This is a genomic window from Marixanthomonas ophiurae (assembly GCF_003413745.1).
Taxonomy (GTDB): domain Bacteria; phylum Bacteroidota; class Bacteroidia; order Flavobacteriales; family Flavobacteriaceae; genus Marixanthomonas; species Marixanthomonas ophiurae.
Map to the genome: position 1 here is coordinate 1,138,813 of NZ_QVID01000001.1, position 21,712 is coordinate 1,160,524.

24 protein-coding genes are annotated in these 21,712 nt (G+C 35.3%); 10 read left to right on the forward strand and 14 right to left on the reverse strand.

The window, feature by feature from the left end; translation table 11 throughout:
- Positions 1-371 precede the first annotated feature (371 nt).
- Genes DZ858_RS05220 through DZ858_RS05230 form a run of 3 tightly spaced genes read right to left on the reverse strand, consistent with a single transcriptional unit; the run spans position 372 to position 1,155 of the window.
- A complete protein-coding gene (locus tag DZ858_RS05220; RefSeq protein ID WP_117158435.1) occupies positions 372-617 on the reverse strand; it encodes a hypothetical protein in 246 nt (81 codons plus the stop codon).
- Between the two features lie 34 nt (positions 618-651).
- Positions 652-891 (reverse strand): hypothetical protein, encoded by a 240-nt coding sequence (locus DZ858_RS05225; protein ID WP_117158437.1) that lies wholly within the window; start codon positions 889-891, stop codon positions 652-654.
- A gap of 33 nt (positions 892-924) precedes the next feature.
- Positions 925-1,155, reverse strand: coding sequence for a hypothetical protein (locus DZ858_RS05230; RefSeq protein WP_117158438.1), 231 nt, complete (start codon positions 1,153-1,155; stop codon positions 925-927).
- Positions 1,156-1,271: 116 nt separating this feature from the next.
- On the opposite strand from DZ858_RS05230, the gene DZ858_RS05235 reads away from it, so the two are divergent.
- Positions 1,272-1,925, forward strand: a complete 654-nt coding sequence (locus tag DZ858_RS05235; RefSeq protein WP_117158440.1) for a DUF2461 domain-containing protein — start codon at positions 1,272-1,274, stop codon at positions 1,923-1,925.
- On the opposite strand, the gene DZ858_RS05240 is transcribed toward DZ858_RS05235, so the two are convergent.
- Positions 1,902-3,080 carry a 3-deoxy-D-manno-octulosonic acid transferase gene (locus DZ858_RS05240; RefSeq protein ID WP_239990721.1) on the reverse strand — a complete coding sequence of 393 codons (1,179 nt, stop codon included), beginning with the start codon at positions 3,078-3,080 and terminating at the stop codon, positions 1,902-1,904. The genes DZ858_RS05235 and DZ858_RS05240 overlap by 24 nt on opposite strands.
- Positions 3,081-3,410: 330 nt before the next feature.
- On the opposite strand from DZ858_RS05240, the gene DZ858_RS05245 reads away from it, so the two are divergent.
- A complete protein-coding gene (locus tag DZ858_RS05245) occupies positions 3,411-5,555 on the forward strand; it encodes a carboxy terminal-processing peptidase (protein WP_117159527.1) in 2,145 nt (714 codons plus the stop codon).
- A gap of 61 nt (positions 5,556-5,616) precedes the next feature.
- Positions 5,617-6,720 (forward strand): ABC transporter permease, encoded by a 1,104-nt coding sequence (locus tag DZ858_RS05250; protein ID WP_117158444.1) that lies wholly within the window; start codon positions 5,617-5,619, stop codon positions 6,718-6,720.
- Between the two features lie 16 nt (positions 6,721-6,736).
- On the opposite strand, the gene DZ858_RS05255 is transcribed toward DZ858_RS05250, so the two are convergent.
- Entirely contained in the window at positions 6,737-7,183 is a 447-nt protein-coding gene (locus DZ858_RS05255; RefSeq protein WP_117158446.1) for a hypothetical protein, read from the reverse strand.
- A gap of 451 nt (positions 7,184-7,634) precedes the next feature.
- Between DZ858_RS05255 and DZ858_RS05260 the strand changes: the two genes are divergently transcribed.
- From DZ858_RS05260 to DZ858_RS05270, 3 genes are all read left to right on the forward strand, one after another.
- Positions 7,635-8,867, forward strand: coding sequence for a metallophosphoesterase (locus tag DZ858_RS05260; RefSeq protein ID WP_117158448.1), 1,233 nt, complete (start codon positions 7,635-7,637; stop codon positions 8,865-8,867).
- A 53-nt stretch (positions 8,868-8,920) separates the two neighbouring features.
- Entirely contained in the window at positions 8,921-9,217 is a 297-nt protein-coding gene (locus tag DZ858_RS05265; RefSeq protein ID WP_117158450.1) for a thioredoxin family protein, read from the forward strand.
- Positions 9,218-9,351: 134 nt separating this feature from the next.
- Positions 9,352-9,909, forward strand: a complete 558-nt coding sequence (locus tag DZ858_RS05270; RefSeq protein ID WP_117158451.1) for a nitroreductase family protein — start codon at positions 9,352-9,354, stop codon at positions 9,907-9,909.
- Here DZ858_RS05270 and DZ858_RS05275 read toward each other — a convergent pair.
- Positions 9,906-10,406: a DUF456 domain-containing protein gene (locus DZ858_RS05275; protein WP_117158453.1), complete on the reverse strand. Its 501-nt coding sequence runs from the start codon at positions 10,404-10,406 to the stop codon at positions 9,906-9,908. The genes DZ858_RS05270 and DZ858_RS05275 overlap by 4 nt on opposite strands.
- 105 nt (positions 10,407-10,511) lie before the next feature.
- Between DZ858_RS05275 and DZ858_RS05280 the strand changes: the two genes are divergently transcribed.
- From DZ858_RS05280 to DZ858_RS05290, 3 genes are all read left to right on the forward strand, one after another.
- On the forward strand, positions 10,512-10,877 hold the full coding sequence (locus tag DZ858_RS05280; RefSeq protein ID WP_117158455.1) for a BlaI/MecI/CopY family transcriptional regulator: 366 nt from the start codon (positions 10,512-10,514) through the stop codon (positions 10,875-10,877).
- The gene (locus tag DZ858_RS05285) at positions 10,874-12,328 is read left to right on the forward strand and encodes a M56 family metallopeptidase (protein WP_117158457.1); all 1,455 of its coding nucleotides are present in this window, start codon (positions 10,874-10,876) and stop codon (positions 12,326-12,328) included. The genes DZ858_RS05280 and DZ858_RS05285 overlap by 4 nt, the downstream gene beginning before the upstream one ends.
- A gap of 127 nt (positions 12,329-12,455) precedes the next feature.
- Positions 12,456-12,941, forward strand: coding sequence for a hypothetical protein (locus DZ858_RS05290; protein ID WP_117158459.1), 486 nt, complete (start codon positions 12,456-12,458; stop codon positions 12,939-12,941).
- Here DZ858_RS05290 and DZ858_RS05295 read toward each other — a convergent pair.
- The 3 genes from DZ858_RS05295 to DZ858_RS05305 are packed head-to-tail and all read right to left on the reverse strand — an operon-like array spanning position 12,936 to position 15,936.
- A complete protein-coding gene (locus tag DZ858_RS05295; protein WP_117158461.1) occupies positions 12,936-13,805 on the reverse strand; it encodes a hypothetical protein in 870 nt (289 codons plus the stop codon). The two genes, DZ858_RS05290 and DZ858_RS05295, sit on opposite strands and share 6 nt — an antisense overlap.
- Before the next feature lie 50 nt (positions 13,806-13,855).
- A complete protein-coding gene (locus tag DZ858_RS05300; protein ID WP_117158463.1) occupies positions 13,856-14,992 on the reverse strand; it encodes a glycosyltransferase family 2 protein in 1,137 nt (378 codons plus the stop codon).
- On the reverse strand, positions 14,989-15,936 hold the full coding sequence (locus tag DZ858_RS05305) for a lysylphosphatidylglycerol synthase domain-containing protein (RefSeq protein WP_117158464.1): 948 nt from the start codon (positions 15,934-15,936) through the stop codon (positions 14,989-14,991). The genes DZ858_RS05300 and DZ858_RS05305 overlap by 4 nt, the downstream gene beginning before the upstream one ends.
- A 30-nt stretch (positions 15,937-15,966) precedes the next feature.
- Between DZ858_RS05305 and ruvC the strand changes: the two genes are divergently transcribed.
- Positions 15,967-16,524, forward strand: a complete 558-nt coding sequence (ruvC, locus tag DZ858_RS05310) for a crossover junction endodeoxyribonuclease RuvC (RefSeq protein WP_117158466.1) — start codon at positions 15,967-15,969, stop codon at positions 16,522-16,524.
- 170 nt (positions 16,525-16,694) lie between these two features.
- Here ruvC and serS read toward each other — a convergent pair whose 3' ends face one another.
- The 5 genes from serS to DZ858_RS05335 all read right to left on the reverse strand — a co-directional run bounded on the left by serS (position 16,695) and on the right by DZ858_RS05335 (position 21,681).
- Positions 16,695-17,966 (reverse strand): serine--tRNA ligase, encoded by a 1,272-nt coding sequence (gene serS, locus DZ858_RS05315; RefSeq protein ID WP_117158468.1) that lies wholly within the window; start codon positions 17,964-17,966, stop codon positions 16,695-16,697.
- 67 nt (positions 17,967-18,033) lie between these two features.
- Entirely contained in the window at positions 18,034-19,365 is a 1,332-nt protein-coding gene (locus DZ858_RS05320) for an HTTM domain-containing protein (RefSeq protein ID WP_117158470.1), read from the reverse strand.
- Positions 19,358-20,290, reverse strand: coding sequence for a bifunctional riboflavin kinase/FAD synthetase (locus DZ858_RS05325; RefSeq protein ID WP_117158471.1), 933 nt, complete (start codon positions 20,288-20,290; stop codon positions 19,358-19,360). The genes DZ858_RS05320 and DZ858_RS05325 overlap by 8 nt, the downstream gene beginning before the upstream one ends.
- Before the next feature lies 1 nt (position 20,291).
- Positions 20,292-20,924: an aminoacyl-tRNA hydrolase gene (gene pth / locus DZ858_RS05330; protein ID WP_117158473.1), complete on the reverse strand. Its 633-nt coding sequence runs from the start codon at positions 20,922-20,924 to the stop codon at positions 20,292-20,294.
- An 82-nt stretch (positions 20,925-21,006) separates the two neighbouring features.
- On the reverse strand, positions 21,007-21,681 hold the full coding sequence (locus tag DZ858_RS05335) for a 50S ribosomal protein L25/general stress protein Ctc (RefSeq protein ID WP_117158474.1): 675 nt from the start codon (positions 21,679-21,681) through the stop codon (positions 21,007-21,009).
- Positions 21,682-21,712: the final 31 nt, after the last annotated feature.

A 21,712-nucleotide genomic window follows, 5' to 3' on the forward strand; every position in this document is an offset into this window, starting at 1 on the left:
TTTATTGGTAATAAATGTTGTTAATTGAAAAGAATTATTATTTTTGCATCAGACGAATCAAATTGAACTACAACTCACGAGAATTAGTTCACAAATCGTCAACATAGATAAAAATATTTGGCAGAAGTGCCACAGCGACAGGGCTCGCCAAGCAAGGTTCGAGTCTCGTCCAGACCGCAAAATTTCCTTCTTCAAGGAAAATTAAAATGTTGTGTTGTCCCGATTAAGTTCGGGAAGTGGTTTAGAAATAGACCGATGAGAAGCTTATCCAAATGGATGGGCTTTTTTTGTTTTGCGCTATTCTATAAAATGAAACATAAAAAACCCGAAACGTTTGTTTCGGGTTTTACATTTTTAAAGAAAATTAAAAATTAATTATCGTTATCGGTCTTAACCTTCATTTTGGTTTCGCCGTCTTCTTCTTTAATTTTTACTTTTTTGTCTTCGGTTTCCATTTTTATTTTGGTTTCGTCACCGTCAACTTTTCTCTTTACTTCAGCACCTTCGTCTTGCATTTCTTCTACCATTTCTTCAGCTTCGGTCTTTTTTTGATCGCGACACGAAGTTAATGGGGCTAAGAATAATGCAGCTAAGGCAATCATTGCTATTTTTTTCATAATAATTGGTTTTGTTTATTGGTTAAAGTTTGGTTTACATGTCATCAGTACCACCGGTGCCTGTGTTTTCTTCCACTTCATTAACACCTTCTTCAATAGCGTCTCCTGTGTCATTCACTGCATCTTCAACTGCATCACCAGCATCGTCCATAGAATCTTCTACATCATCTGCTACGTCTTCTACGTCGTCTGCTTTTTTGTTGGTGTCTCTACAAGACACAAAAGTGGTGCTAAATGCGACTACTAATGCTAAACTTAAAATTACTTTTTTCATGATTATTGGGTTTTTGTTGTTAGGTTACTAAATTTAATTATCATCACCAATTTTGTCAATCTCTTCGTTAACTTCTTTGTTAACTTCCTTATCAACTTCTTTAGCAGTTCTTTCTAAAATTCCTTCAGACTCTTTTTCTACAGGAACCTCTTTTTCTACTTCTACTTCACGAACAACCTCTTTGGTTTCTGTTTTAGTATCTCTACACGAAGTTGTACAGAAGCCTACTAATGCCAATGCGGCTACAATAAATACTTTTTTCATAATTGGTTTGTGTTAAATTATGTGACAAATCTATGTATTTTAACAGTTGGCATATTGTAAAGTTTTATTAAAATTTAAATCCAAAGGCTTTAAAATAAGTAGATTTAAAAGAAAAAATGAACTTTAAGAGCTTATATCAATTCCTTCGGAACCTACAGAAAAACAACAATAAGGAATGGATGGACGCACACCGTGGAGAATATCATACTGTACGTGATTCATATATTGATTGGTTAAACGAAATGGATATAAAATTGGCCGCTATTGATGCTGATTATACACCCACCACAGGTAAAAAAGCCATCAATCGTATAAATAACAACCTGATGTTTCATCCCAATAAACCTATTTATAAAGACCATTTTGGAGCGGGTTTGGATCAAGAAAGCAAACAAGGTGATTTTTACATTCACTTAGGGGTTAATGAGTCGTTTATTGGAGGCGGGTACTGGCACCCGTCTTCTAAAATTTTAAAAAGTATCCGCGCAGCGATAGATTATAATGGAGAAGAATTAAAAAGGATTCTTAACAAACAGAGCTTTAAAGCCCTGTTTGGGGATATGATTGTTGATGATCCTCTTAAAACATCCCCGAAAGGATACTCCCAAGACCATAAGCATATTGATTTATTGCGACGAAAATCGTTTGCAGTCTCCTGTCCACTTACCCAAAAGGAAGTAATGGCATCAAATTTTGAAGAAAAGGTCATTGCTATTTACAAAGAAATGTTGCCTTTTAGGCGTTATTTAAATCAGGCCGTTACGGTTTAATTTAGTTATATAGTTTAATGTGATGTTTGTCGCGCCTGTATTGCTGTTTACAAAATGCTCGGCAATCATCCCGGTTTTCTCCCTGAAACTTGAATTAGTAACTAGTTTGTTTAAAATTTCGGTGCATTCTGCTGCTGAATCTACTGCATAAAGCCCAGCTAATTGCTGTAATCGCTTGGCTTCTGGAAAGTTCTCAAAATTCTTTCCAATTACAATAGGAACCCCAAAAGTGGCGGGTTCTAATATGTTATGTAAACCGGTTTTTCCCATGGCACCACCTACATATGCAATATCGGCGTAGCTATATATTTTGGTCAATAAGCCAATAGTGTCAATTATAAAAACGGAATAATCAGCTAATTTTTTTCCTTCTTTTTCTGAATACTTAACCGATGAACCTTTCAGTTTTTTTCTAAAGTGCTCAATTTTTGAAGTATCAATATTATGGGGTGCAATAATGAATTTTACATCTTCCGAAGCTTCATTTATATACTTCAGTAAAACTGCTTCGTCTTCTGGCCAAGTACTTCCGCAGACAATACAAAGCGAATTTTCTTTAAATGCTGAAATAAAAGACAACGAGTTGTCATGCTCAATCTGATGCGAAACTCGATCAAAACGAGTATCTCCACTCACAGTCACATTTGTTATATTGATGCTGTGCAATAGTGCTTCTGAAGTTTTATCCTGCACAAAAATATGATCAAAACTTTTTAGAGCTTTTCTCATAAAACTACCGTGTCCTTTAAAAAACACTTGACCTTCCCTGAACAACCCTGAAATTAATAGCGTAGGGATATTACGATTTTTTAATTCGAAAAGGTAATTGGGCCAAAATTCATACTTAACAAATAAAACAAGAGAAGGATGAACGACATTAATGAATTTTTTAGCGTTAGAAATGGTATCTAATGGAAGATAAATCACCACATCAGCCACTGGAGTGCTTTTCTTTACTTCATAGCCCGATGGCGAAAAAAACGAAACCACTATTTTATGATTTGGAAATTCCCTTTTTACAGCTTTCATAATGGGAACGCCTTGCTCAAACTCTCCTAATGATGCGCAATGAAACCAAATAGTTTTATCTTTAGAAGTAATGTGTTGTGCCAAATTTTCAAAAACTTGTGTTCTACCTGACACAAACAGCTTCATTTTTTTGCTAAAATATTGTGCTATCCATAAAAACAGGTAACTAATTCGGGTTAAAAAACTATATAAAATACGCATACATGGAATATATACCGCTAAAATACGGTATTATACTATTATTGGAAATTTATAGTTATATCTATTGAAGTTTTAATAGTAAAATCCCCTTTTTTTCTGAAAATCCTATTATTAACAAGAGCAGTCTGTGTCTTATTTCCCCGTGAATTTCAAAATAAAATCGGTTTAACAAAAAATTAGTACGTTTATAAATGGTTGGCACGGTTTTTTATATAATTTAGAACATTAAAATAGAAGAAGAAAGATATGCGAATTATGAAAAAGAATTTAAAGGTACTGTTCCTTGCTGTATTTGTTGCGGTCGCATCATGCAGTTTTACAACCAAAGAGTTTAACGATACCGATAAAGATAAAGTACTTATAGATCTTATAACCTATGTATTGCAAAAAGGGCATTACAGTCCGGCAGACATAAACGATGAGTTTTCTGCAGAGGTTTATAAAGATTTTATAACAGGGTTAGATCCATTAAAAAGATACTTCCTTGCTTCAGACATTGAAGAGTTCAGTAAATACAAAACTGAGATTGACGACCAAATAAAAAGTAAAGACCTTACGTTTTTTAACTTGGTGTACAATCGTTTGCAAGAACGGATGGAAGATGTGAAAAAAATCTATCCTGAGGTATTAAATACTCCTTTTGATTACACAAAAGACGAATCTATAAATGTAGATTATGACAATATTGATTACGTATCTTCCAAAAAAGAATTGAAAGAACGTTGGAGACAACAGCTTAAGTTTTCCACTATTTCTACTTATTACGATAATGTTGAGGAAAATAAAACAGCAGCTGCTGATAATGATTGGGAAGAAAACGAAGACTTTAAGCCTGAGAGTGAAGAAGAATTAGAAGTTAAAGCTCGCGAAACCTCAAAAACTTCATTAGATGAGTATTTCGATTTCACACAAGATTTAGAACGAAAAGACTATTTTTCAATCTATTTAACCACTATTGTTGAGGAGTTTGATCCGCATACCAATTATTTTGCTCCGCCAGATAAAGATCGGTTCGACCTTAGAATGAGTGGGCGTTTAGAAGGTATTGGAGCACGGCTTCAAAAGAAAAATGATTATATAAAAGTAATCGAAGTAATAAGTGGTGGTCCAGTGTGGCGTGGTGATCATCTTCAAGTAGGAGACCTAATCACAAAGGTTAGACAAGAAGATGAAGATAAAGCTGTCAGTATTGTAGGAATGCGTGTTGACGATGCTGTAAAATTGATAAAAGGACCAAAAGGTACAAAAGTGACGTTGACGGTAAAACGTGTAGATGGTGCTATTGAAGAAGAAACTATTACTCGCGATGTAGTAGAATTAGAAGAAACGTATGCTAAATCTTCTCTTATTGAAAAAGAGAACAACAATTATGGGCTTATAAACCTTCCACAGTTTTATTTTAACATGGAAGACTATAAAGAGCGAAATGCTGCCAGTGACGTAAAAAAAGAAATTGAGCGACTTAAAGAAGAAGGTATAGAAGGATTGGTTCTTGACCTTCGTGGAAATGGCGGAGGTTCTTTACGTACAGCAGTAGATATTGCTGGTCTTTTTATAGAAGAGGGGCCTGTTGTTCAGGTAGCTTCTAACGGTAAAAAAGAAGTGTTAGAAGATGAAGACGATGCCATTGTATGGGACGGACCATTAGTAATTTTAGTTAATGAGCTTTCAGCTTCAGCTTCTGAAATTTTAGCTGCAGCAATGCAAGATTACGAGCGTGCTATTATTTTAGGAAGTAAGCAAACTTACGGTAAGGGTACTGTTCAAAACGTATTGGATCTAAACCAATGGATTAGAAAAAGTGATATGGGCGATATGGGAGCTTTAAAAATAACTACCCAAAAGTTCTATAGAGTTAATGGTGGTTCAACACAGCTTGAAGGTGTAAAAAGTGATGTGGTTATGCCAGATCAATACAGTTATTTTGATGTAGGGGAACGCGATTACGATAATCCATTGCCTTATGATAAGATAGACTCAGCTGATTATAAGAAATGGGATGGTTATATTGACTATAAGGAAACCATTAGCAAGAGTAAAGCTCGTATGGAAAAAAATGCACAACTTCAATTAATAGATGAAGATGCAAAATGGATAAAAGCACGTCGTGATGAGTCTGAAGTTCCACTTAACTTTGATAAATACGTAGCCGATATAGAGAAGCGAAAGGAAGAAACAAAAAAGTTTGAAGAGATAGATAAATATGATAATAAGTTAGATTATAAATCGCTTCCTTACGAAATTGAAATGATGAAGCAAGATACTACCCTACGTGAAAAGCGTAAAAGATGGCACACAAATCTTGCTAAAGATATTTATGTTGAAGAGGCAATTAACGTTCTTAGAGACCTGAAAATAAATAATATCAAAGCCGGAAAAATGGCAGATATTAAAAATTAAGTTACGTTATAAGTGTTGTAAGTAAAATGGAAAGCTTGAACCTTTTTGTTACATTTACAGCGTGAAAACGTCTACTTCATTAACAAAATTAGCGCTCCAAAAGTTTAAGAAGAACTTTTGGGGCGTTTTTAGTTTTTCATTTTTAGTAGTTTGTGCCTTCATTGCAATTTTTGCATATGCCATAGCACCGGATAATTCGCAAGATGCTAACCAGATGCATCTTTCTGTTCATTCAAAACAACCCGGTTTTGCTGTGAAAATGCTTACAGTACCAGCAGAGCTTAAAGAACAAAACGCTATTTCGGTATTTTTCTTCGGAAAAAAGAATGCCGATAGTGAAATTCCTATCTCAACCTATTCAGTTAAAGATTCAACACCTCAAGCAACATTATATACAGGTGATGGAAGTAGTGGTCTTCAAAAGGAATATCCTTTAAACTTATTCCCAGAAGCTAAAACGGTTAAAGAAATTCCTCAAAAGTATATTTCAGAAAAAACGTTTTTATTGGGTACCGATAAATATGGCCGTGACCTATTAAGCAGAATGCTAATCGGTATTCGAATATCATTGGGTATTGGTTTTGTAGCGGTTTTTATTTCCTTAGTGATAGGAGTTAGTTTAGGTGCAATAGCGGGTTATTTTGGAGGTAAAGTAGACGCAGCTATTATGTGGATTATCAATGTCACGTGGTCTATCCCTACTTTACTTTTGGTAATTGCCATCACTTTAGCTTTAGGGAAAGGGTTTTGGCAGGTTTTTATTGCTGTGGGGCTTACTATGTGGGTTGAGGTAGCAAGAGTTGTAAGAGGTCAGGTTATGGGTGTTAAACAGATGCAATATGTTACAGCGGCAAGAGCTTTGGGGTATAAAGATTTTAGAATTATCACCAAGCATATATTACCCAATGCGATGGCTCCTGTCATTATCATTTCGGCGGCTAATTTTGCTTCCGCGATTTTAATTGAAAGTGGATTAAGCTTTTTAGGAATAGGCGCACAGCCACCTATGCCTAGTTGGGGAGGCATAATAAAAGATCATTACGCCTATATTGTGTTAGGGAAACCTTGGCTAGCCATTATCCCAGGTTTAGCTATTATGAGTTTGGTAACTGCTTTTATGCTAATTGGTAATGCGCTAAGGGATGCTTTAGATGTAAAAACATAAAAGCAAACGACTACACTTAGTCTACTCGTGTATAATTTTCAGAATAATATTTATTGCCTTGTTCGTCAAGTGCTATTTGACTAAAAGTGCTTTCGGTTATCTCTAAATTAAAACGGAACACTTTTGTAGTGTCTATTATTTTCATCATCTGAAAAGATCCGTATTCTAAGCGTTCTTCTAGAGTACCGTCTTTTACAATATAGTTTCCATAACCAAACCATTCTACGGAATCCTTGGGGTTGTAACGTGTCCACATTACCTTATTGTTTGTGTACATTTTAACTTGGCGACTATTTTTATAATTTTCAATTGTATCAACCACCATATTGTTTTTGTACATATATTGATCTTGAAGTTCCCAAACACCTTTGAGAGTATTTTTTTCTTGTTGATCTGTTGTTGAAGCACTAATTAATATGGCAACAAGGGTTAATCCGAGAATAATAGAAGTTATTTTTTTCATAGGGATAGGTTTTTAAATGAAAAAAGAATTAAGTACAGTAAGGTACAAAAAATCAGTAACTTAACATATTATATATGAATGTGGTTTTATAAAATTGAAGTCTAGCGTAGATTTAAAATAGAAAAGCCATCACAGATGTGATGACTTTTCGCCCCAAATTTGATCGACCCACCTTAGGTTGGTCAACCTACTTATGTATAACAAAGCTACTAAAATTTATAAGTTTACTATCATAATTTTCTTTTTTGTGAAAAAAATAAGGGTTACTACGTAGGATATAACTCTCTAAAATAGAAATGGTTACTGGGTGTTTTTGTAGGAAAAGTCCAAATAGTTGTAACGTGTTATTATAATCTATCAATTGTAAACACTTATAAAACAGTTAAAAAAAAGTAAATTCACTTTTCAGCGTTTTTAAACATGGTATCTTTAAAAAATTCTTACTGCGCTTATGACACTACGTTGGGTAATTTTTATTTCAATATATATATTAGTTGACCTTTATGCTTTTCAAGCGATTAAAACTCTTACCCGCAACTATTGGGTATATGGGCTTTGGGTGCTAATTTCTCTTTTAATATTGGGAGCCTTAATCTATCAATTAGGAATTTTAGATTCTGGAAGAATGATAGGTTTGGACAAAATGTATGTTTTTGGCTTTTTTTTAGTCGTTTTTGTTCCAAAATTGATATTGATTATTTTAATGTTCGGCGAAGATATTATCCGCCTATTCGTTGGGCTTTTTACAAAAATTGGAGGTGGTAGCGAAGCATTTCATCTTCCTTCAAGAAGAAAATTTGTTAGTACGTTGGCATTGGGTATTGCGGCAATTCCTTTCGCTTCATTGTTGTACGGTATGTACAAAGGGAAATACAATTATAAAGTTTTAAAGTACGCTTTAGAGTTTGATGATTTACCAGATGCTTTTCACGGTTATACTATTACGCAACTAAGCGACATTCATAGTGGAAGTTTTAACGATGAAGACAAAGTTGCTTACGCAGTAAACTTAGCCAATGAGCAGGAGAGTGATGTAATTCTTTTTACGGGTGATCTTGTTAATAATGTTGCAGATGAAATGAATCGTTGGAAAAAAACTTTTTCAACTTTAAAAGCAAAAGACGGCGTGTTTTCAATACTTGGAAATCACGATTACGGTGATTATGTAAGCTGGGAAACCGAAGTTGCTAAAAAAGAGAATCTTGCGCAATTGAAAGCCCTTCAGAAAGAAATAGGGTGGGATTTATTGTTGAACGAAAATCGAACGCTTACACGAAACGGAGAACAAATTAAATTAATAGGAGTTGAAAATTGGGGAGAGGGAGGATTTAAAAAAGCAGGTGACCTCAATAAGGCTTCCGAAGGCGTTGCTAAAGAAGACTTTAAAATACTTATGAGCCACGATCCATCACACTGGAAAGCTCAAGTAAAAGAAGATGATAGAAATTATCAGCTTACCTTAAGTGGTCACACACATGGCATGCAATTTGGTATTGATATACCTGGATGGATTAAATGGAGTCCGGTGAAATACCGCTATGAAAACTGGGCAGGTATTTATGAAGAATTTGGAAGGTATATAAATGTAAACCGTGGTTTTGGCTTTTTGGGTTACCCAGGAAGAGTTGGAATGTGGCCTGAAATTACGGTTATCCAACTTAAAAAACGAGGTAAAGAAGCATAATCAAAGGGAAATACTATATTTGTAATAGAGGTATTCAAGAAACACGATAAGAAATGTCAAAATTTGGAGAATTAATCGAAACGAAGCTACCAGTCCTACTTGCATTTTTTGCAGATTGGGACGAGGCTTGTAAAGAAATGCACCCAACCTTACGGGATGCAGCCGCTGCGCTTGGTGATAAAGCAAAAGTTGTTAAAATTGATGTAGAAAAAAATCAAGAACTAGCCGAAGCACTTCGCATTAAAGGGCTGCCTACGCTTATGATCTACAAAAATGGCGAAATGAAATGGCGCCAAAGCGGAGAACAAGATGCCAATACACTTATCGGTTTAGTCAAGGAATATATATAGTCCTTCTTACCATAATGCGTTCGCAGTCATTTTGATAAAAATGAAAAACCACATCTTGATAATCACGCCTTACTTTTTATTTTTAAATTAGTACTGCCTACTATTTGATTCAAATATCAACAAATAACATTTTTATGATTTCAGAAATAATAAAAAGCAGACGTTCTGTTTTTCCAATTCAATATAATAATCAACCTATTTCAAAAGAAGAAATTCAGACGATCCTTCAATCGGCCAATTGGGCACCTACCCACAGAAAGACTGAACCATGGCGCTTTAAAATTTTTCATTCTGAAACTGCTAGAAAACAATTAGCTGAATTTTTAGGTAAAACCTATAAAGAGATAGTTGAGAGTCCTTCAGAATTTAAACAAAAAAAGATTGAGGAGAAACCGATGCAATCTGCTTGTGTTATTGCTATTTGTATGCAGCGCGATCCTAAAGAATCAGTACCCGAATGGGAAGAGGTTGCAGCTACAGCGATGGCGGTTCAAAATATGTGGCTCACTGCTCACGATCTAAAAATAGGTGCATATTGGAGCTCCCCAGCACTGAAAGACCATATACATAAATTAGTAGATTTTAATGAAGGAGAACGGTGCTTAGGCTTTTTCTTTATGGGAAAATACGACGAAAATTTACCCGAAGGTGTTAGAAAAACTAGTGTTGAAGAAAAAACAACTTGGTTTTAAAAAAAGGAATCCAAGTTAGTCCAGACTTTATAAACAAATAGCCCTAAATAAACTAGCGTAGCCATAAACTTGATAAAAGTGGAAGCTAAGAATCCAATAAAAGATCCAAATGCAGCTTTCAATGCATGATTACCACGGGTTTGGTTAAATACCACTTCGCCTATAAAAGCGCCAGCAAACGGACCAATTAAGATTCCGAAAGGGATGGGAGCAATAATTCCGACAATTAGACCAATTGTAGTTCCCCACGCTCCAGCTTTACTACCGCCAAACTTTTTAGTACCCATAGCTGGAATTACATAATCCAATACATATAAGCCAATTGCCACAATGCCAGTTATGGTAATAAAAATCCAATCAAATTCAAGGGAAGGTGCGAGATATAAGAGTATTAAGCCCAACCAACTAATGGGTACGCCTGGTAAAACGGGTAGAACACTTCCTAATATGCCAATGAGCATACACACCAATCCCAAAACAAGTAAAATGACATCCATACAATCAATTAGACACTAAAAATAAGGAAGTGTTACAACTTTATAACTAAAAAATTAGTTTAAACTAAACATTTAGTTTATATTTGAAATATCAATTGTAATATTATGAAGCAACTTACAAAAGCAGAAGAAGATATTATGCACATACTCTGGGAACTTGGAGAAGGCAATGTGGCAGCAATAATTGATGAGCTGCCAGAGCCAAAACCAGCATATAACACTGTCTCTACAATCGTTCGGATTCTAGAAAGCAAAGAATTTGTGGATTATAGAAAAGAAGGTCGCGGTCATATTTATTTTCCAAAGGTGAAAAAGAACGAGTACAGTAACCAATCGATTAATAAGTTGGTTGATGGCTACTTTCAAGGCTCTTTTAAAAGTATGGTTTCGTTTTTTATGAAGAAAAACGACATCAGTATCAACGAACTGGAAACGATAATGAAAGAGATTAATAAAGAAGAAAAGTCATGATACATTACATACTACAAACCATCGCTTTTCAACTACTGTTTTTAGTAGTGTACGACCTATTTCTGAAAAAAGAAACATTCTTCACTTGGAATAGAATCTATCTAATAGCAACCCCAGTAGTAAGTTTTTTACTTCCTTTATTTAAAATTGAAGCGTTCAGGAATGCAATTCCAGAACAATATTTAATACAACTTCCGGCTGTGATTATAGGTGGAGAATCCGCTCAAAAAGCAATACAGTTAGATGCTGTGACCATTTCAGAAACAACCGCCTCTTTTTTAACTATTTCCGAAATAGTACAAGCGATTTGGGTACTCGGAATGTTAGTGGCTTTAACTCTTTTCAGTTTAAAAGTGATCAAGTTTTATAAGTTGAAACAATCGGGTATTAAAAACGAATTTGAGAACTTGAAAATCATCCAACTACCAAACAGCAAAGCGGCTTTTTCTTTTTTCAACACCATTTTTTTGGGAAGTGACCTTTCAGAAGAGCAAACCGAAAACATTTTACTGCACGAGAAAGTACACGCTAAACAAAAACACACAGCAGATTTGTTATTTTTTGAAGCCTTACGCATCATTTGGTGGTTTAACCCATTGGTGTATGTATTTCAGAAAAAGATAACCGAACTGCAAGAATTTATAGCCGATAGTAGTGTGGCTAAACAGCAAACCAGAAAAACATATTATCAAAACTTATTATCGCAGGTGTTTCAAACATCGGATATTTCATTTACAAATACATTTTTCAATCAATCATTAATCAAAAAACGAATCGTTATGTTACAAAAATCAAAATCAAAGAAAATTTTTCAACTAAAGTATTTATTACTTATTCCCGTAGTTTGCGCCATGTTGTTTTATACATCGTGTACCAATGAAGCGGACGAAGTAAAAGAGGAAGCAAATTTAGTTTCAAACACTGGCGATAGTGAGGTGATGACCAAAATCAATGAACTTTCCGAAGCTATTATGAAAAAAGGAAACTTGACTCCTGAAGAAGAAAAAGCGTTGCAGTTTTTGGCCACAAAAGCAGAACTTGGAGATAAGGTATATACTTCTGTTCAAGAATATCTTGACAAAACTGAGGACGATACAGATGTTCCGTTTTCGGCAATCGATAAAGTACCTACTTTCCCAGGTTGCGAAGGAATGAGTAATGAAGATGCTAAAAAATGCATGTCTAATAACATAATGCAATTAGTGGTAGACAATTTTAATAGCAAAGTAGGCGATAATGCCAATTTAAATGGAAAGCAGCGTATTTTTGTTCAGTTTAAAATAGACAAACAAGGAAATGTTGCAGATGCCAAAGCGAGAGGGCCACATCCCGATTTAGAGGAAGAAGCACTTCGTGTGGTAAATAAAATCCCGCAAATGCTACCAGGTGAGCACAGAGGAAAAAAGGTAGGTGTGCTATATTCATTGCCAATTATTTTTGAAATTAATTAAAGTAGGCCTACAGATAAAAATTCAAACCCGAAACAGATCTGTTTCGGGTTTTTTATTGAAGAACTTCATTTTTCAAAGGATTAAGTTTCAGTAAATTTGTACTTTTCAAGCTGTATTAATTCTGTAAATGAAATACGTTTTACTTTTTATAATTATGCCATTGGCAACTTCTTGCCAGTTTTTTGAAACCGAGAAAATTTCTTCGGAAACTTTTTATGATGAAGAAATTAAAACGATAGACTGGAAAGATGTAGATCAATACCCTGTTTTTAAGTCGTGCGAGGCTTTTTCAGAAAAAGAGGCGCAAAAAAACTGTTTTGAAAATACGTTGGCAACGTCTCTTTTTGAGGCTGTTACCAGTAATAAGGATATGTCTATAAAAGACTTGAGCGATACGGTGTATGTGAAGTTTTCAGTTTCAGAAAAAGGGCAACTTTCCGTAAAAAGTATTGAGATGGATAGTCTAACCCAAGCCGAATTACCTAACTTAAAAAAGAGTCTGCATATTAAAATTGATTCTATAACGTTGATTGCTCCAGCTTACAAACGTGGCATTCCTGTAAAAACCAAATTTACACTGCCCATTGTTTTGCAAACAGACGAGGAATTATAAATTGAACTTATACCCTACCGTAAAATCCACCGGAAATTCGTCACTGCTTTCTCGTCCAATAGCTACAATATCGTTGTAGGAGACGGTAAGATAACCATTACCTAATGCAATGTCGGCACCTAACCCAAAAGCTCCAGGCGTTTGCAAATCACCTCCAGAACCAGTGATGCGCTCTTCGTTTCCGCTACTGTTAATAAAAATAACATCACGTGATGCATACGAATAAGCAACAAGCTTGGTGTTTACAAAAACCTCTATCGCACTTCTTTTTATAAACTTAAAGCGGTAGTTCAAGGAAAATTCCGAATTTGAAAAGTCATAATCACTGTTTTTCAATAATTGCTTAAACCGAAATACAATGGCGTGTCTTTTTAGCTTTACTTCATCTATAATTTCAAAATCTATCCCAAAAGCCGGTAGCACTGTATTATCAGGATTTGTGTAATACACATTATTTGAAGCTCCTACAAATGCTCCCAAGCGTGTTTTAAGTTGGATAGATTTTTTTTCAGAAGTATACGTAGAATCTACTTGTTTGTTGTAACGCACAACAAAATCTCGTAAGCTGGGTAAGGTTAATTTTACATCGTCCACTGCAAGCGAAGTATCTGAAGTTTGCAACTGCAACACTTCTTTATATTCTTCTTGGTATTCGCCGTTAACCTCGGTGTTTTTTAGTTCGGTTATGGTATTGTCTTTTTGTAAGAAATAGCGGTACTCATTATCAATACTATTCCATAAAAGGGTGAGTGGACCATCAACTTCCTTCTGTAACATATAAGTTTCACCATTTACAGAATATTGTTGCTGGGCTATAGTAGTAATACTGGCTAATATGATGAATAAGAAGAGCAGACGTTTCATAGGGACAAATTTTATAATGCTAAAGTTAACTAAAAGTAATCAATTTGAAGTTATGCTTTAAAACGGCGGCCTTTCCAGTGATAACTCCCTAATAAGCTCATAATAAATACAGTTACCGTTATAAATGGATATAGTAGACCACTGGCTATAACGTGCAAAATTGATGTTAAAGACACTGCTTTATTTTTGAAAAGAGCTTTTGTTGAGAAAATAATAAACCCTTCAACTACTATTTTTATAAGAAGAACAAAAAGGTAAAAGTATAGAAATTGCGTGTTGTAAAAAATGTAAATCCATCCAAAGGCAACCCAAAGATTAACCATAAAAACAAGTACTCCAATTATTTTTGGAAGCCAATTCTCCTGTTTTGTTGTTTTTGAAGCCCATCGCACCCGCTGATTGATTATTTGTTTCCAGCTTTTTTGTGGTTGAGTTGTTACAATAGCGGCAGCGGTTTTTAAAAATCGTATTGAGTTTGGAGCGTGGTTTTTTATTTTTTCCAATAAAAATATGTCATCACCACTAGCAATATGATTATTTCCGCTAAAACCCTTTAATTGATTAAACACATCCTTTTTGTACGCTAAGTTCGCTCCATTGCATAAAATTTCTCGTTGTAGTCCAAATCCTCCCATAGTTACGGCTTGTAAACTCAATCCATCAAACTGTTGAAAAGCTTCAATTAGGCTACCGTTACTTTTATAAATAACTGGACCGCAAATCATATTTGGATTATTTTTTTGAATAATAACATCAAAACATTGTAACCATTTTTTTGGTACAGAACAGTCGGCATCAATTGTAAGAATCCATTCGTGTTTTGCTTCAGAAATAGCAGTAGTAATTGCATCTTTTTTTGGAGAATTTGAAAACCGCTTGTTTCGAATTATTTTAAAAGGGAACACACAGTTTTCTAATGCTTTTGAAACGGTCAATACCGAGTTATCTTCCGATTCATCATCCACTAAAATCACCTCAAACAATTCAGAAGGATAGTTTAGTTGTTTTAATGAAGTGAGTAAGGCTGGTATTTTTTCGGCTTCATTTCTAAAAGGAACAATAATAGTAAATGCTGTTGTGGGTTTTGTAGCATGTAAAATGGTAGGCTTTAACTGTATCACCCCTATCCAAATAAATAGTAGAAGTACTAGATAAAAGGTGAGCAAAATAAAACCTAATGTCATCATAAGTTGGTGGTTTTATAACGTGCTACATAAAAACCTCCAATTAATGCTGGGAGAATAAAATTAAGCAGCCACATAGTAAAAACAGTACAAAGTACAGTTAATTCGTCCACGCCTGCTAATGAAAAAAGCCAAACGGCTACACCTCCTCGCACAACCACATCAAAAACAAAAAAAGAAGGAAGAATTGAAACCAAAAGGTACATAGCGAATATGAGTGGAACAGCTTTTAAAATCGAAATATTAGCATCAAAAAATAATAAGATTACAAAAAATAAAAAGCTAAAAACAAAGTATCGTATAAAGGAATATAACAGCAATTTTAATTTTAAAGAATAAGATAATTTTTTGATGTATTGAAATAGGTTTATAACAGAGAGTCCCTTTATAAGAAGTTGTTTTTTTCTGAAAAAATACGTAGCAACAGCTACGATTAATAATACAGAAATTAAAATACTTAGTTTGACGCTTGAAACTGGCAAGGAATAATTTAAAGCCAAAATACAAAGTCCAATGCCACCAAAAAAACAGGTAATGATCATTTGGATACTGTTGCTTAAAAAGTTGAGTAAGAGTATTTCTTTTCTTTTCTCTGAAGGATAAAAAAACGCTTTGGCACCATAATCACCAATACGGTTAGGCGTTGGTAAGGATATTGTTAAAGCCATCAAGCTTTGTTTAGTAGCTTCGAAAAATGAAATAAATTTTATTTTTGAAACTGTTGTTTGCCATTTCGCTATTTCAAAAAACCAGTTAATCGCCGCTAACAATATAAAAAGTAGAATGTATGCAAAGCTTTTCGATTGAATTTCAGAAGTAAACAAGTTCCATTTTAGTGTTTCTCCAGAAGTGATTTTATAGTATATATACGCAAATGTGAGCCCAAGCAACAAAACTTTTAGGGCAACCAGCCAATATTGTTTAGATTTGTGCAAAACGGTGCGCATAAGCAACGAAGTTACAGAAAGTTTTCAAATATGAGTTCAGAAAGGATAATCTTGGGTATAGATCCCGGAACCACCATTATGGGTTTTGGACTTATAAAAGTTGTGGGTAAAAAGATGCAGTTTATGCAACTGAACGAACTGCAACTTAAAAAGTATAAGGATCACTACGTTAAACTGAAACTTATTTTTGAACGCACTATCGAATTAATCGACACCTATCATCCCGATGAAATAGCCATCGAAGCCCCGTTCTTTGGGAAGAACGTGCAATCCATGCTTAAGCTGGGAAGGGCACAAGGTGTTGCCATGGCGGCCGGACTTTCAAGAGAAGTCCCCATCACCGAATACTCCCCTAAAAAAATTAAAATGGCCATCACCGGAAACGGAAATGCAAGTAAAGAGCAGGTCGCTAAAATGTTACAAAGCACGCTTGGCTTAAAAGAATTACCTAAAAACCTAGATAGCACCGATGGCCTTGCGGCAGCCGTTTGTCATTTTTATAACGAAGGTCGCATGGAGACGGGTAAAAGCTACACGGGTTGGTCCGCTTTTGTTAAACAGAATGAAGATAGGGTGGGAAGGAAATAAATGTTTTTCCCTAAGAAACTTTCTTGAGCTATGATTTAACCACCCCGCCCTTTGGGCACCCCTCCTAAGTTAGGAGGGGATAAATTATATGGTTTAAAACAAAAACCAAGACTTCACTAGATAGTCTTGGTTCTTATTTCCTGTAGCGCAGCGGTCTTGGCTCTTGTAGTTTATTTTATCATATCAAAACCACAATACGGCACTAGTACCTCAGGAATTTTAATTCCTTCAGGAGTTTGGTAATTTTCCAAAATTCCTGCTAATACACGTGGTAATGCTAGAGCACTTCCGTTTAAAGTGTGAAGAAGGTTGTTTTTACCGTTTTCATCTTTAAACCGAAGTTTTAATCGGTTAGCTTGAAAGGTTTCAAAGTTTGATACAGAAGAAATTTCTAACCACCTGTCTTGAGCAGTTGAAAATACTTCAAAATCGTAGGTTAAAGCAGCGGTAAACCCTAAGTCACCTCCACATAGACGTAAAATTCGGTAGGGTAATTTTAATTCTCGTAATATATCCTTTACATGTTCTACCATGCCATCTAATGCTTTGTAGCTATTATCAGGATGCTCAATACGTACAATTTCAACTTTATCAAATTGGTGCAAACGGTTTAAACCACGAACGTGGGCGCCGTAACTTCCAGCCTCTCTTCTAAAGCAGGGTGTATACCCAGTACATGTGATTGGCAATTGATCTTGCTTTAATAAATCACCTCGAAACATATTGGTTACAGGTACTTCAGCAGTAGGGATCATATACAAATCATCGTTGGTGATATGATACATTTGCCCTTCTTTGTCAGGCAATTGACCAGTACCACGCGCAGAATCTTCATTTACCATTAACGGTACTTGATATTCGGTATACCCAGCCTCCACATTTTTATCTAGAAAATAGGTGATTAATGCACGCTGTAACCTAGCACCTTTTCCTTTATAAATAGGAAATCCAGCTCCAGTTACTTTTACACCCAATTCAAAATCGATAAGGTCGTATTTTTTGGCCAACTCCCAATGTGGTAATGAGCCTTCCTCAAGGGTTGGAATGTCTAATTCACGAAAAATTTCTTCATTGTCTTCTTCGTCATTTCCGGCGGGTACGGTCTCATGTGGTACGTTGGGAAGGTTGTACAACAATTCTTGTAGCTTTTCTTCGGCAGCATTTAACTGTTCTTGTAGCGTTTTAGACTCCTGTTTTAATTGGGTTGTTTTTTCTTTTAGCAAGTTTGCTTTTTGGGCTTCTCCTTTTTGGAAAAGCATCCCAATTTCTTTTGAAAATTTATTGGACTTTGATAATATGTCATCCAGTTTCGTCTGGGTGTTTCTACGAGTTTCGTCTGCAGCAATAATTGCATCCAGATCGTTAGTAGCATCAATACCTCTTTTAGCAAGTGCTTTAATAAATTGATCCTTGTTTTCTCGGATTTCGTGTACTTGTAACATAGTCCTAAAATTTTAAGAAAGCAAAGTTAGGGAAATACAGCTTTTAACGAAGATTATTTTAGGAGTTTTATTTTTTCCTCGCAAACCCTTCTGGGGAAGGTAAAATCCAATCGGTGTGTTTAAAATGTTGCCAAGGCTGGGCAGCTAGATCTATTTCTGGGTTGGTTAGTTGGTTGTAAATCCCTGTATTCACTCGTATATATGAATCCATGTAAACCTCTACATCCTTCTTCCCATTTTTTTCTTCAATTTGTTTAATACGCTGTGCGAGTTGCCAAAGCATATCAGGCTTCGATTTTACAGCTCGTTGTTGTTTTTTACTTAGTAGCAAGTTGTAATTATAGCGTTTTTTCTCCGTATCCCCTTTTTCTTTTATCCAAACTGTCAAACTACCTGCTTTGCTACGTAGCATCATGCGCCAACTTAGACGGTGACCTTCTTCGGTCCAGAGTACGTCGTCTTTAAAAAACCAATGGCGTAACGGTAATCCTATTTGAATTATAAAATAGACTGAAAATATAGTTAGTAGTGCTGGTTTATAATTTGGTACAATAATCTCCCCTTTGGTGTATAATTTTTTCTTCGGAAGAAATCGTTTTTGTAATATTTCCGAAGAAAAGAAAAAGAAGGCAAATGCCATGGACATATACGGGAAAATCCCTATTTGAAATATAATTGAGTTAAATAGATGAAAGAATATGGAAACAATAAAAGCTGCCAATCGGGTCCTTTTCCAAAGTAATAAGGGGACAATCAATAAATCGAACAAAATACCAACGTACGCAATGCACCAATGTACCCAATTTTCCTGAAGCAACCCTCCCACCAACCAGTAATCACTTTTACTCTTCATAAATAGGGCAGGTACACTGGCATCAAACCAGCCAGGATACCATTTTGCTATAGAACCGTACGTATAAACAATCCATACTTGAAGAATCAATACCAACAGTACCCATCTAGGCATGGATGGTGACTTAAGTTCAGAGCTTTGTCTGGCATCGATGGAAAACCATCGGTTGGCTGGTAAAAAAACCATTAGCCAGCATAGTAGCATCATTAAATAGTAGTGATTGTTGTAAGATGATTTTTGCATTAAATAGACGCAGCTCCACATAAGGGCGTAGCAAAACATACCAAACCGGTACTTGTAGCCTAACATAACCAAAACGCCAAAAGTGCCCATCAAGGCAAAATACCAATACATTAAATCGCCTGGCAATGGCTGTAAAAACTCAAAACCGATAAAGTTGAAGGTAAATTTAGGTTCAACCAAAGTACGTCGTACCCAACCAGAAGCAATTGCACCAAATCCTTCTATGGCAATTAACGCTCCAAAAACTACTCTCCAAAGTACGAGACCAGTATTGTCTATATGTTTGAATAAAAACCTATTCACGAGTTTTAAGTAAATTCCTTGCAAATAATTCGTCTTGTTTTATCGCTTTTTTCAATGTTTCCATTCCGTCAAATGTTTCTTCATCTCGTATATGGGTTATAAACTCTATTTGTAAATCTTGATTGTACAAGTCTTGATTGTAATCTAAAAAATGGGTTTCAATAGTTTTTTTTCTTCCTCCAACAGTTGGATTGGTACCAATACTTGTTATTCCAAATACTTGTTTATTGTTAATTGTAGCTTTTACAACGTACACTCCATTTTTTGGAATTAACTTATAATCTTCGGTAAGGTTTAGGTTGGCGGTTGGGTACTCCATCGTTCTTCCAATGGCTTTTCCTTGCACTACTGTTCCTGAAATCATAAATTGATAGCCCAGGTATTCATTAGCCGTACTAATATCGCCTGCCTCCAATGCTTTTCGAACTTTGGTGGAGCTTACCGTTACTTCATCCAATTCTTGAGCACTTATTTCTTCTACCTCAAAGCCATAAGTGTTTCCGAATTCTTTTAAATCGTTTATATCTGCGGTCCGATTTCTCCCAAAACGGTGATCGTATCCAATAATTACTTTTTTAGCTTTGAGTTTGTTTACCAAAATATCACGGACATATTCTACTGCGGTTAACCGTGAGAACTGTCTAGTAAACGGATGGATGACCAAGTGGTCCAAACCTGTTTTTTCTAGCAGTTCTTTTTTTTCTGAAAGCGTATTAATGAGCTTGATGTTTGAATCTTTTTGAAGCACCATCCGTGGATGTGGAAAAAAAGTTAACAAAACAGAGTCCAAATTGTCTTTTTCTGCGGCTTGAACTAAACGTTTTAAAATAGCTTTATGGCCAATATGAACACCATCAAACGTGCCAATGGTTATTGCACAAGGTCTTTCATTATCGTATTTCGAAGCTGAGCTGTATTCTTTCACCTTAGTTTCCGTTAAAAGTATTCATAGTATTGTTTATGCCTGCCAACCCGAAAGACTCAATGGCTTTAGACGCTTTTTCTAAGCGTTCAGGTAATTTTTTATTTTCTTCTTCATCCCATTCTCCTAACACATAATCTACTTGTCTGCCTTTGCTGAATTCATCACTTATACCAAACCGAAATCGATTGTATTTATTTGTCTGTAAGGTATTTTGTATGTCTTTTAACCCATTATGACCACCATCACTCCCTTTTGTTTTTATTCGAAGTGTACCAAATGGGAGGTTTAAGTCATCGGTTACTACCAACAAGTTTTCTAGCGGTATTTTTTCTTTATCCAGCCAATATCTTACTGCTTTTCCGCTGAGGTTCATAAAAGTACTAGGTTTTAGTAATAAAAAAGTGCGTCCCTTCTTTTTATGAATTGTAATATCACCTAGTTTTTCTGTTTCCCAGGTTAAATCATTTTCTTTTGCTAGAGCATCTAGAATCTTAAAACCAATATTATGACGTGTATTATGATACTTTGGACCTATATTTCCTAATCCTGCAATTAAAAATTTTTTCATGGGGTCACCTTCTGTGTAGGGTTGTTTTTGGGTTGTGCTAAAAAGCTTTTTAAAAAATGATAGCATTTCATAAAATGTTTCAGCGGTAAAAATAAAAAAAGCATCCCAAACTATAGGATGCTTTTTATATATCTTAAGATAGAGAGATTTATTCGTCAGAAGATCCTTCTTTCTTTTCAGTTCCTTCAGCAGTGCTTTCAGTTCCTTCTTCGCCTTCAGCTCCTTCTTCAACTTCTTCGTCTTCGTCTTCATCTTCTGGTACTTCGTCAACGATAGCTGTACGAGAAGTTCTAACTTGACAAATTACTTTTTTGTCTTCGTGCAAGAATTCAAAATCCTCTGTTTCGATGTCACCAACTGCCATGACATCTCCAATTTTCATATTGGTAATATCAACATCGATAAAATCTGGAAGGTTTTTAGGCAATGCCCTAACACGCAACCTACGGTTAATAATACGCAATACCCCACCATTTTTAACTCCAGCGGCGTTACCTGAAACACGTACCGGAATGGTCATGCTTATTGGGGTACCATCGAATAATTGATAGAAATCAATGTGTAGAATTTGGTCTGTTACCGGGTGAAATTGAATATCCTGTAAAGCACAGTCAATTTTATCGCCATCTGCCAACTCTAATTCAACCCTAAAAACGTCAGGTGTATAGACTAGGTTTTGAAATGATAGTTCATCTGCTGAAAAATGAATGGTACTATCCCCTCCGTACACGACGCAAGGAACCTTTCCAGCATTACGTAAAGCTTTGGTTGCTACCTTGCCTACGCTTTCTCTTTTAGATCCTTTGATTGTAATTGATTTCATTGTAATGAATTGTAAATTAGTATATATTAAA

Excerpts from the sequence above, each read along its gene's own strand:
- DZ858_RS05220 (WP_117158435.1), bottom strand. The coding sequence starts at position 617 with ATGAAAAAAATAGCAATGATTGCCTTAGCTGCATTATTCTTAGCCCCA.
- DZ858_RS05225 (WP_117158437.1), bottom strand. The coding sequence starts at position 891 with ATGAAAAAAGTAATTTTAAGTTTAGCATTAGTAGTCGCATTTAGCACC.
- DZ858_RS05230 (WP_117158438.1), bottom strand. The coding sequence starts at position 1,155 with ATGAAAAAAGTATTTATTGTAGCCGCATTGGCATTAGTAGGCTTCTGT.
- DZ858_RS05235 (WP_117158440.1), top strand. The coding sequence starts at position 1,272 with ATGAACTTTAAGAGCTTATATCAATTCCTTCGGAACCTACAGAAAAAC.
- DZ858_RS05240 (WP_239990721.1), bottom strand. The coding sequence starts at position 3,080 with ATGAAGCTGTTTGTGTCAGGTAGAACACAAGTTTTTGAAAATTTGGCA.
- DZ858_RS05245 (WP_117159527.1), top strand. The coding sequence starts at position 3,411 with ATGAAAAAGAATTTAAAGGTACTGTTCCTTGCTGTATTTGTTGCGGTC.
- DZ858_RS05255 (WP_117158446.1), bottom strand. The coding sequence starts at position 7,183 with ATGAAAAAAATAACTTCTATTATTCTCGGATTAACCCTTGTTGCCATA.
- DZ858_RS05260 (WP_117158448.1), top strand. The coding sequence starts at position 7,635 with ATGACACTACGTTGGGTAATTTTTATTTCAATATATATATTAGTTGAC.
- DZ858_RS05265 (WP_117158450.1), top strand. The coding sequence starts at position 8,921 with ATGTCAAAATTTGGAGAATTAATCGAAACGAAGCTACCAGTCCTACTT.
- DZ858_RS05270 (WP_117158451.1), top strand. The coding sequence starts at position 9,352 with ATGATTTCAGAAATAATAAAAAGCAGACGTTCTGTTTTTCCAATTCAA.
- DZ858_RS05275 (WP_117158453.1), bottom strand. The coding sequence starts at position 10,406 with ATGGATGTCATTTTACTTGTTTTGGGATTGGTGTGTATGCTCATTGGC.
- DZ858_RS05280 (WP_117158455.1), top strand. The coding sequence starts at position 10,512 with ATGAAGCAACTTACAAAAGCAGAAGAAGATATTATGCACATACTCTGG.
- DZ858_RS05285 (WP_117158457.1), top strand. The coding sequence starts at position 10,874 with ATGATACATTACATACTACAAACCATCGCTTTTCAACTACTGTTTTTA.
- DZ858_RS05290 (WP_117158459.1), top strand. The coding sequence starts at position 12,456 with ATGAAATACGTTTTACTTTTTATAATTATGCCATTGGCAACTTCTTGC.
- DZ858_RS05295 (WP_117158461.1), bottom strand. The coding sequence starts at position 13,805 with ATGAAACGTCTGCTCTTCTTATTCATCATATTAGCCAGTATTACTACT.
- DZ858_RS05300 (WP_117158463.1), bottom strand. The coding sequence starts at position 14,992 with ATGATGACATTAGGTTTTATTTTGCTCACCTTTTATCTAGTACTTCTA.
- DZ858_RS05305 (WP_117158464.1), bottom strand. The coding sequence starts at position 15,936 with ATGCGCACCGTTTTGCACAAATCTAAACAATATTGGCTGGTTGCCCTA.
- ruvC (WP_117158466.1), top strand. The coding sequence starts at position 15,967 with ATGAGTTCAGAAAGGATAATCTTGGGTATAGATCCCGGAACCACCATT.
- serS (WP_117158468.1), bottom strand. The coding sequence starts at position 17,966 with ATGTTACAAGTACACGAAATCCGAGAAAACAAGGATCAATTTATTAAA.
- pth (WP_117158473.1), bottom strand. The coding sequence starts at position 20,924 with ATGCTATCATTTTTTAAAAAGCTTTTTAGCACAACCCAAAAACAACCC.
- DZ858_RS05335 (WP_117158474.1), bottom strand. The coding sequence starts at position 21,681 with ATGAAATCAATTACAATCAAAGGATCTAAAAGAGAAAGCGTAGGCAAG.